The following is a 13,020-nucleotide window of genomic DNA, read 5'->3' on the forward strand; positions in this document are numbered from 1 at the left end:
GTGCTTCTTGATACCGCTTTTGGCCTGGGCGTCGTTTTGCCCCGTTCCTTCGGCCGGTACGGAGCGTTGCGAAGACGCGGTCTCGCCGTCCGCATCGGTATCCGACCACCTCGCCGCCGCCGACTGCTATCAGCGGTCCGGCCAGAGCGTACGCGCCCTGGATCGGTTGCGCGCGGCGCTCGGGCTCGTCGCCGCGGGCCGAGGGGGGATCAAGGACACCGTCGCGATCCAGGGGCGCCTCGGCCAGGTCCATGGCGCTCTCGGCGATTACCAGAGTGCGCTGGAGAGCCTCACGCGCGGCATCGAAGCGGCCGCCGACGCCGGCCTGCGGGAAGCGGCAGCCCCGTTGCTCAACGATCTCGGCGGCGTCTATATGGCCCTCGAGGCGCCGCGCGAGGGCCTCGCCGCGTTCGCGGACGCCGCGCGGCTTGCAGACCCCACGACCGCGCTGGCGCTCACCGCCCGCGTCAATCTGGCACGCGCCCTCATCGAGACCGGCGCCGCCGCCGATCTGCCGGCCCGGCTCGACGAGCTCGGAAGCGAAGCGCTGGGCCTCGAGGACGGTGCGCCCAAGGTATCGATCCTGCTGAGCCTTGCGGAGCTCCATCGAAGCCTCGGCTCGGCCGCGCGGGAGCCCGCGCAGCGCGGCGCGGCGCGAGCCTTGGCCGAGCAGGCGCTCGCAATCGCGAGCGAGCTCGACGACCCGCGGCTCGTTTCCCATGCCTACGGCGAGCTCGGTCTGGCCGCGGCCGACCTCGGCGCACCGGACGATGCGCTGAAGGCGTTGCGCACGGCCGTGCTCGTCGCGCAACGGGGCGGCGCGGACGACGGCCTCTACCGATGGGAGTGGCAGAGCGCACGGTTGCTGCGAGCACGCGGCCGCAACGACGAGGCGCTCGTCGCATATCGGTCCGCGATCGATACGCTTTCGGCCACGCAGGTCGCCCTCGTGACCTCGCGCCGCGGTTTCGCGAAGGACGTTCTGCCGCTCTACGAGGAGTATGCGGACCTCTTGCTCGCGAGCACCCGGGGCCGCAGCGCCGCGGAGGCCAGCGCGGCGCTTCGTGACGTGCAGCAGGCGCTCGAGAAGCTCAGGGTCGCCGAGGTGCGAAACTACTTCGAGGACCAATGCGCCGTGCCGGAGGTCTTCGATGCGGCGCAAGGTCAGCCGCAAGGTGTGCTCGTGATTTATCCCGTGCTCTTCGCCGACCGCGTGGAGCTGCTCGTGAGCACGGGTAACGAGCTAGTGCAGTTCACGTCGAAGGTGAGTCTCGACGAGCTCACGCAGGAAACGCGTGCGTTGCGCGAGTCGATCGAAGACAGCCGTTCGGGCGATGCGTATCTGGGACCCGCCAGGCGCCTCTACGATTGGCTCATCCGCCCGCTCGAGAGCGTCCTCCGAAGCGCGGCGCCCGACACGCTGGTTTTCGTTCCCGACGGCGTCCTCAGGACCGTTCCGCTGACCGTGCTGCACGACGGGCAACGCTTTCTCATCGAACGATACGCGATCGCGACGACGCCGGCGCTGTCGCTGATAGGCGTCGTGAACAGGGCGCCGGTCACCCGGGTCCTGGTCAACGGAATTACGGAGCCGGTGCAGGGGTTTCCGGGCCTGCCGTTCGTTGCGGCCGAGCTCGACAGCGTCGAGCAGACGTTCCCTGCGCGCGTGTACAAGGACGAAGCCTTCCGCACGGAAACGCTCAAGCGGGAAATCGTCGAGGGCGGCTATTCCATCGTGCACATGGCGACGCACGCCGAGTTCGAGTCGGATTATCGACGATCGTTCCTGCTGACTTACGACGACGTGATCACGATGAACGAGCTCGAAGACATCGTCGGCAGCCAACGCTACACGGACCGTCCGGTGGACCTGCTCGTGTTGAGCGCCTGCCGGACGGCGGCCGGAGACGACCGCGCCGCGCTCGGTCTCGCCGGAATCGCGGTCAAGGCCGGCGCGAGGAGCGCTCTCGCGTCGCTTTGGCTGATCAGCGACGAATCGACGGCTGCTCTGATCTCGGAGTTCTACCGGCAGCTCGCGGATCCGAGAAACAGCAAGGCGGGGGCGCTGCGCGGCGCGCAGCTGCTGCTGATGAACGACGAAGGTCACGAGCATCCGGCGTACTGGGCGCCGTTCCTCTTGATCGGAGACTGGCGCTGACGTGAGCACGCGGTCGGCATCGACGAGAGCTGCGGCCGTCGTCGGCGGGTATCGGCTCGCACCTGCAGCGGCAGCCGCCGGCGTGCCCGTCGACGCACGCTCGGGCATGCAGAGCCGCGGCAACGCCGCGGTCCGCGTTCTCGCCGTTCTGACCGTGATCGGTGCGCTCATGGCCGCCGAAGCCGTCGCGCAGAGCGATGCACGGCGCGGCACCGAAGTGGATTTGGCGACGCTCGACACCGTCGAGGTCCGCTCGATCCGGGTCGACGGCAGCTCGGTGTTTACGGCTGCGGAGCTCGCGGCCGCTGTCGCGCCCTACGAGCAGCGGGCGATCACGTTCGAGGAGCTTGACGAACTGCGTCATGCGCTGTCACAGCGCTACGCGGCGCGCGGCTACGTGAGCTCCGGCGTCGTGATTCCCGACCAGCGCATCTTGGACGGCGTGGTGACGCTTCAAGCGGTCGAGGGCGGGCTTACCGACATCACGGTCTCCGGCAACCGGCGGCTGCGAGAGCGGACGATCGAGCGGCGCATCGAGCACAGGCTCGGCGTGCCGTTGAACGTCAACGACCTGCAGGCGGCTCTGCACGCGCTGCAGGAAGACCCGCTGATCCAGCGCATCGACGCGCAGTTGCTGCCGGGAGAGGCGCTCGGCGAGAGTCACCTCCGCCTCGGCGTGACGGAACGCCCGCCGCTCGACCTCGCGGTGATTGCGAGCAACGATCGTTCGGCCAGCGTCGGGGAGGATCGCGGGCTGCTGGGCCTGACGTACCGCGGTCTGATCGGCAACGGCGACGTCTTGAGCGGCCAGCTCGGGCTGACCTCGGGCGTGCGGGACAGCGTGCTGTCCTACAGCGTGCCCATCGGCGCCGGGGGCACGGCGCTCGAGCTGCTGCTCACCGACCAGGACGCGGACATCGTCGAAGACCCGTTCGACACGCTCGACATCGAGAGTCGCCTCGAATCCTGGAGCGTGACCGCGACTCGGCCGTTCGTGGAGCAGTCGGGGCAGTCGGTAACGGGCATCGCCTACTTCGAGCACAAACGCAGTGAAAGCACGCTGCTAGGTATGCCGTTCTCGTTCTCGCCGGGCGACATCGACGGCAAAGCCGAGGGCAGCTCGGTCGGCATAGGGGCGGAGTGGATCCGACGCGGCGCCGCGCAGGCCTGGTCCGCACGCGCGACGCTGCGGGTGGGCGTCGATGCGCTCGATGCAATGGTGAGAGCCGCTGGCCCCGACGGCCGCTTCACGGCGTTTCTCGGGCAGTTCCAATACCTTCGTCAACTCGCCTGGCGCGGCAGCGAGGTGCTCGTGCGCCAGACGGTGCAGATCGCGTTCGATCCACTGCTCGCGATGTACAAGCTGCCGATCGGCGGTCGCTATACCGTGCGCGGCTATCGCGAGAACTCGTTCGTGCGCGACAACGGGGCGGCCGTCTCGGCCGAGTATCGGTTCGCGCCGTGGGTCGACGCGACCGGACAGCCTCGAGGTCGCTTCGAGCTGGCCGTGTTCGCCGATTACGGCGTGTCCTGGGACGAGGACAACGCGCTCGCCACCTCGCGCGAGGAGCGCATCGCCAGCGTCGGCTTGGGGACGTTGTGGAATCCGATTCCATGGCTGAACGTCGAGGTGTACTGGGGCGACGCGCTCGACGAGCCGAGCGACCCCGGGGAGTCGCTGCAAGACAGAGGCATCCACTACCGGGTGGCTTTTCAGAAATCGTTCCGGAAGCCGCTTTGAACCTTCACCGGCCGGAGTGACCTGCGGTCATGTACCTTCAGGACAGAATGCGGAGAAGGCGCGCGATCCTTCTCGTGCCTTTCGTTTTCCCGATTGGTGCTCCGCTTCGCGCGCAGGTCGTTCTGGACGGCACGGTCGGAATTCAGGGCGCTCTTTCCGGCCCGGACTACGTGATCACGGAGGGCGCCGGCACACGCGTCGGCGGAAACCTTTTCCACAGCTTCGCCGACTTCAACATCGCGACCGGCGAATCGGCGGCGTTCACGAGCGACTTCGCCGGCGCGACCGCCAACGTCATCGCTCGGGTCACGGGCGCGCACGCGTCGAGCATCGACGGGGTTCTGCGCAACACGATCCCGGGGGCCGACCTGTGGTTGCTGAATCCGAGCGGCATCGTCTTCGGTCCGCATGCGGAGCTCGACGTGCAGGGTTCGTTTCACGCGAGCACGGCGGATACATTGCTGTTCGAGGGCGGCGGGCGGTTCGCGGCAACGAACCCCGCCGACACCGTGCTCACCGTCGCCGATCCGGCGGCCTTCGGGTTTCTCGATGCCGCCGTCGCTCCGATCACGGTCGACGGCTCGACGCTGAGCGTGCCGGCCGGCCGCGGGCTTTCGCTGGCCGGCGGCGAGATCAGCTTACGTGGAGCGACGCTCGAGGCTCCGCGCGGCGTCATTTCACTGGCGAGCGCCGAGGGCGCGGGCGAGGTGGGGCTGCCGGCTCGGTCGCCTGCGACGACGCCGGTGACCGACTTCGGACCGACACGGCTCGATGCAAGCCGCCTCGATGCGAGCGGCAGCACCGCCGGAGCCGTTTACGTCCGTGCCGGCGAGTTCGTGATGCAAGGGGCGTCCGAAATCGAGGCCGTCACGACCGAGGGCACGACCGACGATGCGCCGGGAGGCGTCTTCGTCGATGTCGCGAGCGCCGCGCTGCGCGGCGGTAGCCGGATTCGAACGCAGACGCTCGGCGACGGTCCCGGAGGCACGGTTCGAGTCGCGGCCACGGGCACCGTAACGATCGAAGGGGCGGCGGACGGCGGCGGAAGCGGCGGCGACGGAGGCGGCGGCGACGGAAGCGGCGGTGGAGGCGGCGGCACGGGCGGTGAAGGCGGCGGCGGCACGGGCGGCGGTGGCGGTGACGCTGGCGGCGGTGGCAGCGGGACCGGCGGTGGCGGTACGGGAGGCGGCGGGACCGGGGGCGGTGGCACGGACGGCGGTGGAAGCGGCGGCGGAGGCGGCGGCGGTACGGGAGGCGGCGGGACCGGCGGTGGAGGCATCGGCACCGGCGGCGGAGCGAGCAGCACCGCATCAGGGCTCTTCTCCGAGGTGGCGCAGGGGGCCGCCGGCTCGGGCGGTGACGTCGAAATCTCGGCCGGAACGATCCGCGTCGTGGACGGCGCGCAGCTCACGGCTTTGACGGCCGGGCGGGGAGCCGCCGGGAATATTCACCTGACGGCCACGGAGCGTCTAACCGCGGCCGGCGAGGCGCAGATCAATGCGAGCACGGCATCGCAGGGCCGCGCGGGCGACATCGTGCTCGAAGCACCGCTGATCGAGGCGCTCGACGGCGTGCGGATCGGCAGTGTCGCGGAAGGCGCCGGACGCGGGGGCAATATCTCGTTGCGCGCCTCCGACGCGTTCGTCATGACGGGCACGAACGGCGATCCGGATCCGGCACGCAACCGAAGCTCGCGAATCACGGCGAGCAGCTTTTTCACGTCGACCGGGGACGCGGGCTCGATCGACATTCGAGCGGGCCGGATCGAGCTCGGCGACGGTGCGAGGATCTCGACGAGCACGTCGGGCATCGGCGAAGGCGGGTCCCTGCGGATTGTCGCGACGGGGCCGATCTCGCTGACGGGAAGGCGGGGCGACGGCAGCGGCTCGGCCATCAAGGCGTCGACGGAAGTGGAAGCCGACCAGGCCGGCGAAGTCGCCGGGCCGCGCAGGGGCAACGCGGGTCCGATCGTCATCGAGGCGCCGAGCCTCACGCTCGCCGACGGCGGCGAGATCGTGACCAACACGAGCCTCCTCGGCGACGGCGGCGAGATCCGGCTTCACGTCGGAGACGTGCAAATCTCCGACGCGCGAATCGCGAGCGAATCGACCGCGCTCGGCCTCGATGCGGGGGACGCCGGTGCGATCACGCTGGACGGCGACTCGCTGCTCGTCGGGGCGGGCGGTTCGATCTCGGCGGCGACCGTCGACGGCGCGGGAGGCGCAGTGACGCTGAGGGTCGGAGAGATTCGGATTCTCGGCGGGCGCGCTTCCGCCGCGTCGACGGGGGCGGGAACGGGCGGAGACATCGTCATCGAGACCGGCAGCGCCGAGCTGCTCGGCGGCGGCGAGGTGTCGGCGCACGGCACGGGGACCGGAAACGCCGGCGCGCTGCGCATCTTCGCCGACGACACGCTCACGATGCGCGATGCCTCCGTCCTCACGAGCGCGGCGGCTTCGGCCGGCGGCGATATCGAGATCGGCGTGGGCGGCCACCTGCTGCTCGTCGACGCGATGGTCAGCGCGGAGGCCGGCGGCGTGACCGTCGAGGACGGCGGCGGCAACGTCCTCGTCGACCCGGAGTTCGTCGTGCTCAACGACAGCGACATCGTGGCGCGTGCCAACGCCGGCAACGGCGGAAACATCACCATTCAAGCGCTGTACTTCCTCGCGTCGGCCGACAGCAGCATGGATGCTTCTTCGAGAAGCGGCATCGACGGGCGCGTGCTGATCGATTCTCCGAACCAAATCAACGACACGGTGCTGCCGCTCGACGCGCCGGTCGTCGAAGTCGAGGGGCTTTTGTCGCAGCGTTGTCTGCCGGCGCTTGCCGCGCAGCGCAGCAGCCTGACGGTCGAGCCGCGCGCGGTGGCCGGCTCGATCCCGGGCGACTACCTGTCGAGCCCGCCGGCGGTAGTGGAGCCGGGAGAGGACGTCGCGGCGTGGGATCCGCAAGCGCTCCGGCCGGCGACCGCGTCGCTGCTCGAAGGCCGGCCCTGCGCCCTGGAATCCTCCGAGCCGCTGCTCAAATAGAGAGGCTCGTCAGCGCGGGAACGCCGTATTGCAGCGCCGGGATCACCGCGCCGATGAGCACGACCTGCAGAACGAATGAGAGCGGGACGTGGAGGTCGCGGCGCTTTCGGGTCCGGATTTCGTGTCTCGCTGAGCTCATGGCGGCTCCTCCGTCGCGATCTCCATCGCGGTCCGGCGTCCGAGCGGCCAATTGCGCCGATGAACCGTCCCGGACCGCGACGACCGCGAGACTCATGCGAAAGGAATGTGGTTGATCGACGAGTAGCCCCCGACGAGGGCGACCAGCACCGCGACGAGGAGAAAGCCTTGAAGAATCGACTCGTCGAAAAGCCATCCGAAGCGCGGGCGCTTGGGGGCTTGCCGCTTGCCGGCGGCGGGGCTCTTGCCGGACGCCGCATCGCGGCCGTCGGTGGTGCTCTGGATCGTGCCGTGGTTGTGATTTGCGTTGCTCATGATCGTGTCTCCGTTCGCTCCGTTCCTCGACTCCCGCTGGTTCTCCAGGGGGGGCTCGGTGGCGGAAGGGAGCGGCGTTTCGCTTCGCGCTTCGGAGGCGTTTTCCGCTCGTCCCTTCGCCTTCGGAAGCAGTGTCGCGGAGCACGCCGTCTTCATTCCTGAGCGAAACCGAATACTTTTCTGCGCATTTCTGCGGATTCGCTCTTCCGCGCTCCGGCGCGAGACGCCCGAAGGCCTTCTGAGCGCGGGTCGTTGGAAGCGCGGTCGACCGCCGGGCGTCGAAGTCGATCTCCGCGAGGGAGTCAGACGAAGGAGTGCAAGCGGCAACACGGCCCTCTATCATCCCGTGCATTCGATGCCGGACACGAGTGAGGACGTGGCCGATGGACCCTAGAGCTTGAACGCGCTCAAGCATTTGTGGTTTCCGCGCTCGAATCTGAGACGGCGCTTCCCGTCGAGCGCGATGAGCGCGATCGAGCAAGCCGTGAAAGCGTCCGAGGCTCGGCACCGCGCAGAGATCCGGGTCATCATCGAGTCGGCGCTCGATCTGCGTACGCTGCGCCGGGTGAAATCCGTGCGGGACCGCGCAATGGAGGTCTTTCGCGAGCTCGGCCTCGAGCGGAGGGCCGAACGCAACGCGGTGCTGATTTACGTTCTGCTGGCCGAGCGTGCCGTCGCGATCATCGCGGATACGGGCCTCGACGCGCGGGTGACGCCGCGCGAGTGGCAGCGCGTCGAGGAAAAGATCGTCGAAGGCTTTCGCGCCAATCACTGGCTCGGCGGCGTGATCGACGGCATCGAGCTCGCGACGAAGCTGCTCGCGCGCGAGTTTCCGGCCGCCGGTGCCGACGGCGAGGAGCTGCCCGACCGTCCGTCGCTGCTCTGATTACCGTCCCCGGATCTCGGCAGCCAGCTCTTCGAGCTGATCGGGCTCGAGCTCCGGAACGAAGTGGCGCACCCGATCGAGCAATTCGGTCGTGCCGAAGTATTCGCCGGCGCAGGCCGCATGGATGAACCCGGACGGCTCGAAGCGATATTCCTCGAAGAACACCAGTGACAGCCGCCATGCGCCGCGTTCGATCGGCTTGCGGCAGCTTCTGCAGCGGGCTCGGCTCGTCGGGGCCCGCTCGGCCCCGCTCAAGCGCGGCAGACGACGATGCGCAATGCCGAGCTCCGCAGCTGCCTTCAACGCGTCGGCGTCTTCGACCGCGGCGCCGGGCAGGGTTTCGAGGAGGGGCTCCGGCCTCTTGTACGCGGCGCAGCGCAGGTGGAACCACAACGTCGTCTCGCCGTCGCCGAAGGCGTTCGGCACACGCTCGCCGAAACGAGCCTCTCCCTTCTCGATCTTGAGATCGCAGCCGCGGCATTTCGAGCGGCCGGTCTTCGCGGTCTCGATGACGTGGCGGGTCATGAGCGTGCTCCGAGCAACGCGGCGAGCTTCTCGAGCGCCGCCGGAAGATCGGCGGGCTCGCTCAGCACCGCACGCAGCGGATCGGACTTCCACTGCTCGAGCAACGCCGGAGCCGACTTGATCGTGAAGCGATGCATGTCGAGACGCGCCGTTACCTGGCTCCAGCGTAGCGGCATGGAGACCGTGGCGCCAGGCACGGGCCGGGCGCTGAACGGCGCGACGAGCAGCCGTCCGTGACCGTTCTGCAGGTAATCGACGTACACCTTGCCCTGGCGGGCGGTCACCTGCCGCCGGACCGTGGCCACGTCGGGCAGCTCACGGACGACCCACCGCGCGAGCAGCTCAGCCATCGCCCGGCTTTGTTCGTGCGTGTACCGTGCGCCGAGCGGAATCAGCACGTGCAGCCCGGTGGATCCGCTCGTCTTGGCGAACGCGGGTAGCTCGATCGCATCGCACAGCGTCTTGATCGCACGTGCGACTCGGACCACGTTCGTGAACGGCGCGCCCTTCGGGTCGAGGTCGAGGATGCACCAGTCCGGACGCTGGAGGCTCTGCACGCGGCTCGACCAGATGTGCAGCGGAATCGACGCCATGTTCGCGACGTATGTGAGCCCGGCTTCGTTTTCCACGACGAAATAGCGAATCTCGCGCTCCGCGCCCTCGCTCCAAAGCGTCTCGAGCCGCAGCCAGTCCGGGGCGAAATCGGGAGCATCCTTTTGAAAAAAGGACTTGCCGTCGATCCCGTCCGGATAGCGGGTCAAGACCAGGGGGCGATCCGCGAGGTACGGAAGAAGATAAGGCGCGACCGCGGCGTAGTAATCGACGAGGTCGCCTTTCGTGTAGCCCTCCGCCGGCCAGAACACCTTGTCGCGGTTCGTGATCCGGACGGCGGGCTTGCGCGCGGCGGGCGTTTCACGAGCCTCGGGTGCGGCCGGCAGCGGCTTGTCGTCGCCGGGGAGCCAGCAATCCTCCGGCGACTTGTCCTTCCTGAGGCGCACGAAGATCGGCTGGCGCAGGCGACCCTTCTCGCTGCGCGCCTTGAAGCTCACCTCCACGACCAGCTGCGGCGCGATCCAGCGAGCCATTGAAATTTCTTCGGCGCCGGCCGGAGGCGGCGCTTCCGACGAGGCCTCGAGGAGTTCTCCGATCTCCGCGAGGTCCTTGCCGGTGAAGCCGCCGCCGACGCGGCCCGCGTAGCGCCACCCGTCCGCGCCGCGCTGCGCGAGGAGCAGCGCGCCGAAGGGTGCCTGGCCGCTTCTCGGCGGCGTCCGGCCGACGACCGCGAAGTCGTCGCTTGCGCGTCCGCTCGCCTTGATCCAGTCCGGCGAGCGCCGGCCGACGTACGCCGAATCGGCGCGCTTCGCGACAATCCCCTCGAGGCCGAGCCTGCGGATCTCGTCGAACATCCGCTCGCCGGCGGCCTCGATGTGCTCGGACAGCCGGATTGCGCCGACCGCGGGCAGAAGCTCCGCGAGGAGCCGCTTGCGGCTCGTGAGCGGCAGGGGTCTCAAATCGTGCGCTCCGAACAGGAGCAGGTCGAATGCGTAGAGCGTGGCCGGCAGCTCGAGCGCCGCCCGCTCGATGTCGGCGCGGCGCGTCAGCTTCCCGCGCTGCTGCAGAGCGTGAAAGCTCGGCAGGCCCTGGGCATCGTGCACGACCACCTCACCGTCGAGCAGGAAGTCGTCGTAAGGCAGCGCGCCTACCGCCTCGGCGACTTCCGGAAAGAGCGCCGTCAGATCGTTCGCGTTGCGGGAGACGAGCCGGACTTCGCCCCGTTCTTTGCCGGCGAGCAAACGGTAGCCGTCGTACTTGATCTCGAAAACCCAGTCGGGATGGCTGAACGGCTCGCCCGGCGTCGCGAGCATCGGGCGCACGTCGGCAATACGCACGCGCCCGCGCGGAGCCGCGCCGGCCTTGCGGCAGGCTTCGTCGAGCGCAGCCGACGGGTCCTCGCCGGCCCCGAGCGCTTCGACGGAGCGGCCCGACAGCACGGACTGCTCCGGCGGGCGGGCCGCGTCGCCGGTCCGAACGTGGCCGTCGCGCTCCTTGATCAGGAGCCAGTCTTTCGGGCCCCGTTTCGTCTTCACCAGTGTCCATCGGCCGCGGAGCTTGTAGCCGTAGAGCTCGAAGAGCAGCTTGCCGCGCTCGAGCCCCTCGTCGATGTCGGCGAGCGGCGCAAAGCGGCCCCGATCCCAGACGATGACGGCGCCCGCGCCGTAGTTACCGTCGGGGATCGTTCCTTCGAAGCTCGCGTAATCGACGGGATGGTCCTCCACTCGGACCGCGAGGCGCTTGTCGGCGGGATCGAGCGACGGCCCGCGCGGCACGGCCCAGGAAAGCAATACGCCGTCGTGCTCGAGCCTGAAGTCGTAATGTCTCGCGCGCGCCGCGTGGAGCTGGACGACGAACCGCCGGCCGTCCGCCGTTCGAGCACCGAACGGCTCGGGAGTTGAGCCCGCCTTGCGCTTTGCCCGGTAAGTCGCTAAACCGCGGTTGTTTTTTGTTGCGACCATCTCGAGGAGCATATATGATCCGCCGATGGCCGCGCGAGCCTTGGGGTCTGCCACGATCGCTTTCGGGCTGGTTTCCATCCCGGTCAAGCTGTATTCGGCCGCCGAATCGGCCGCCGCGATCCATTTCAATCAGGTCGACCGCCGTGACGGCACGCGGGTCAAGCAGCAGCTCGTCTCGTCGCGCACCGGGGAGCCGGTGCCGAAGGACGAGATCGTCAAGGGCTACGAGTTCGCGAAGGGCCAGTACGTGCTCTTCACGAAGGAAGAGCTGAAGGCGCTCGAGGCGGCGGCCACGCACACGATCGACATCGACGAGTTCCTGCCCGCCGACAGCGTCGACCGCATCTACTTCGACAAGGCCTACTACCTGGGGCCAGACAAAGGCGGCGCGCGGGCCTACCGGCTTCTCTCCGAGGCATTGACCGTCGCGAAGCGCATCGCGATCGGCCGTTATGCCGCGCGCGGGCGCATGCACCTCGTCGTCGTTCGCCCGATCGGCGCCGGGCTGATGCTCGAGCAGCTGCACTACGCCGACGAGATCCGCCCGTTCAGCGAGGTGCCGCTCGACGACGTCGAGGTGCGCCCGGCCGAGCTCGAGCTCGCGAAGCAGCTGATCGAGCAGGGGGCGGGCGAGGGCTTCGACCCGACGCGCTATCGCGACGAGGTGCGCGATCGTATGCTCGAGCTGATCCAGCGGAAGGTCGAAGGGGAGGACATTTCCACGGCGGCCGTCGAGCAGCCGGAGCATAAGATCATCGACCTCATGGAGGCGTTGAAAGCGAGCCTGAGCGCACCGGCCGAGCGCCGCGCCGCAAAGCCCGCCGCCGCGAAGTCGGCTTCCTCCGCCGCACGCGGCACCGCGAAGAAGCCCGCAAGAAAGAAACGCGCCAGCGCCTGACGCGCGAGCGCGGACGCCGTGCATTCGGCGCCTGCTCGGTTGGACACGCGCTCAGCCGGACGTCCGCTCGGCCAAACCTCGCTGACCCGTCATGTCGCGCCCGGACGGTCCTGGAGCTTCGCCATCCGCTCCGCCAGGGCGGGACCGATGCCCTCGTCCTCGTGCTTGAAGTACACGAACGCGTGCTCGAACGGCGCGCAGGCGTCACGCCAAGCCCGCAGCGCGTCCGGGGAATAACCCGGAGCGCGGAGCCTCAGATAGGTCCACGCCGCAGTCGCCGGCAGCGCGGGAGGCGGCTCGCCTTGCTCGTCGACGGTGACCCAGGCGGCCCGGTGCGCTTCGAGCGCCGCCAGCACCGCCGGATCGCGCCACGACTCGTGACGAAACTCGAACGCGGCGGGAATCTCGGGCGGCACGAGGTCGAGAAAGCGGCGCAGCCGATCGATGTCGACGCGGAAATGCGGCGGCAACTGAACGAGCACGGCCCCGAGCCGCTCGCCGAGAGTCGACACGGCGCGAAAGAAGAAGGCCGCCTCTTCCTCGCAGTCCTTCAGCCGCTTGACGTGAGTGATGCGGCGGCTCGTCTTCACCGCGAAACGGAAATCCTCCGGTACGCGGTCCCGCCACCCCTCGAGCAGCCCCGACGGCGGGAGCCTGTAAAACGTGTTATTGATCTCGACCGTGCGAAGGCGCGAGGCGTAGTAGCCGAGCATCTCGGCCGCGGGCAGCTTCTCGGGATAAAACGGCCCCTTCCATCCCTTGAAGGAGAAGCCGCTGGTTCCGCAATAAAGCCGCATGGTCGAAGAGCCGCCGC

The 13,020-nt window shown here is 68.8% G+C and carries 10 protein-coding genes; 5 read left to right on the plus strand and 5 right to left on the minus strand.

Going from position 1 to position 13,020, the window contains the following annotated elements:
- Positions 1–7: 7 nt before the first annotated feature.
- The 3 genes from VF329_14895 to VF329_14905 all read left to right on the plus strand — a co-directional run bounded on the left by VF329_14895 (position 8) and on the right by VF329_14905 (position 6,931).
- Positions 8–2,158, plus strand: coding sequence for a CHAT domain-containing protein (locus VF329_14895; GenBank protein HEX7082293.1), 2,151 nt, complete (start codon positions 8–10; stop codon positions 2,156–2,158).
- A 1-nt stretch (position 2,159) separates the two neighbouring features.
- Positions 2,160–3,899: a POTRA domain-containing protein gene (locus tag VF329_14900; GenBank protein ID HEX7082294.1), complete on the plus strand. Its 1,740-nt coding sequence runs from the start codon at positions 2,160–2,162 to the stop codon at positions 3,897–3,899.
- A 74-nt stretch (positions 3,900–3,973) separates the two neighbouring features.
- Positions 3,974–6,931, plus strand: coding sequence for a filamentous hemagglutinin N-terminal domain-containing protein (locus VF329_14905; protein ID HEX7082295.1), 2,958 nt, complete (start codon positions 3,974–3,976; stop codon positions 6,929–6,931).
- Here the strand turns inward: VF329_14905 and VF329_14910 are convergent.
- Complete coding sequence (locus VF329_14910) at positions 6,924–7,070, minus strand: hypothetical protein (GenBank protein HEX7082296.1); 147 nt, start codon at positions 7,068–7,070, stop codon at positions 6,924–6,926. The two genes, VF329_14905 and VF329_14910, sit on opposite strands and share 8 nt — an antisense overlap.
- 92 nt (positions 7,071–7,162) lie before the next feature.
- Entirely contained in the window at positions 7,163–7,384 is a 222-nt protein-coding gene (locus VF329_14915) for a hypothetical protein (GenBank protein ID HEX7082297.1), read from the minus strand.
- Between the two features lie 397 nt (positions 7,385–7,781).
- On the opposite strand from VF329_14915, the gene VF329_14920 reads away from it, so the two are divergent.
- Entirely contained in the window at positions 7,782–8,270 is a 489-nt protein-coding gene (locus VF329_14920) for a TPM domain-containing protein (protein ID HEX7082298.1), read from the plus strand.
- Here VF329_14920 and VF329_14925 read toward each other — a convergent pair whose 3' ends face one another.
- Both VF329_14925 and ligD read right to left on the minus strand, forming a co-directional pair.
- Entirely contained in the window at positions 8,271–8,795 is a 525-nt protein-coding gene (locus VF329_14925; GenBank protein HEX7082299.1) for a PARP-type zinc finger-containing protein, read from the minus strand.
- Positions 8,792–11,362 carry a DNA ligase D gene (ligD, locus tag VF329_14930; protein HEX7082300.1) on the minus strand — a complete coding sequence of 857 codons (2,571 nt, stop codon included), beginning with the start codon at positions 11,360–11,362 and terminating at the stop codon, positions 8,792–8,794. Before ligD ends, VF329_14925 begins: the two co-directional genes overlap by 4 nt.
- On the opposite strand from ligD, the gene VF329_14935 reads away from it, so the two are divergent.
- Positions 11,349–12,206, plus strand: coding sequence for a Ku protein (locus tag VF329_14935; GenBank protein ID HEX7082301.1), 858 nt, complete (start codon positions 11,349–11,351; stop codon positions 12,204–12,206). The genes ligD and VF329_14935 overlap by 14 nt on opposite strands.
- Positions 12,207–12,295: 89 nt before the next feature.
- Here the strand turns inward: VF329_14935 and VF329_14940 are convergent, their stop codons facing one another.
- The gene (locus tag VF329_14940) at positions 12,296–13,003 is read right to left on the minus strand and encodes a DUF72 domain-containing protein (protein HEX7082302.1); all 708 of its coding nucleotides are present in this window, start codon (positions 13,001–13,003) and stop codon (positions 12,296–12,298) included.
- Between the last annotated feature and the right edge of the window lie 17 nt (positions 13,004–13,020).

The sequence above is a fragment of the Gammaproteobacteria bacterium genome (genome assembly GCA_036381015.1).
Taxonomy (GTDB): Bacteria; Pseudomonadota; Gammaproteobacteria; order Steroidobacterales; family Rariloculaceae; genus ZC4RG20.

Excerpts from the sequence above, each read along its gene's own strand:
- VF329_14940 (HEX7082302.1), bottom strand. The coding sequence starts at position 13,003 with ATGCGGCTTTATTGCGGAACCAGCGGCTTCTCCTTCAAGGGATGGAAG.
- VF329_14925 (HEX7082299.1), bottom strand. The coding sequence starts at position 8,795 with ATGACCCGCCACGTCATCGAGACCGCGAAGACCGGCCGCTCGAAATGC.
- VF329_14915 (HEX7082297.1), bottom strand. The coding sequence starts at position 7,384 with ATGAGCAACGCAAATCACAACCACGGCACGATCCAGAGCACCACCGAC.
- VF329_14910 (HEX7082296.1), bottom strand. The coding sequence starts at position 7,070 with ATGAGCTCAGCGAGACACGAAATCCGGACCCGAAAGCGCCGCGACCTC.